The organism is Mesorhizobium dulcispinae (genome assembly GCF_033977345.1).
Taxonomy (GTDB): Bacteria; Pseudomonadota; Alphaproteobacteria; order Rhizobiales; family Rhizobiaceae; genus Mesorhizobium; species Mesorhizobium dulcispinae.
Window position 1 is genome coordinate 1 of the sequence record NZ_JAVIIY010000077.1, and the last position, 586, is coordinate 586.

Annotated in this window: 1 protein-coding gene; it reads left to right on the top strand. The window is 62.5% G+C overall.

Features of this window, described 5'->3' with window-relative positions:
* Nucleotides 1-547, top strand: a 547-nt coding sequence (locus RFN30_RS32320) for a Ulp1 family isopeptidase (RefSeq protein WP_320265984.1), incomplete at its 5' end; no start/stop codon positions are given.
* Nucleotides 548-586 lie beyond the last annotated feature (39 nt).

The window sequence follows — 586 nt, forward strand, 5'->3', positions numbered from 1 at the left end:
CGATGAGCATATCCAGAGAGATTACGAACTTCTGGCGCAGGAGCTGCAGAGGGAAAATCCAGATCTCGCCGCCCGAACGCGGCTCGTCGACCCGCTGATAGCCCACTACCATCTGCGCCTGGGCTCCGACAATGCCGCGCTCAGGGCTTTCCAGCGCATCGTCTATGATCGCAATGGCAACGACATTGCCGACTTCATGTTCCTGCCTGTCAACGATGCCAGCGCTACCGATCCCGAACGCCGCGGCAGCCACTGGTCGCTGCTTATGGTTGATCGACGCGAGCGGGAAAGGCCGGTTGCCTATCATTACGACTCCGCCGGGCGGCTCAACGACCAGCCCGCGGCACAGCTCGCACGACGGCTGGGAGCCCACCTGGTGCCCACCCGTATCACCCAGCAGCAGAACGGCTACGATTGCGGCGTCTTTGTGCTTGACGGCACGAGGGCGCTGGTCGGACGACTGGGGCAAAGGCGGCAGCCAGCCAGGCTGCACCTCGACTATCTTGCCGTTGATCGGCAGGCACTGCAAAACCGACTGCGGGGCTGATGTCGGCCTCTGCTGGTCAAAAAGCGATATACCGACCGA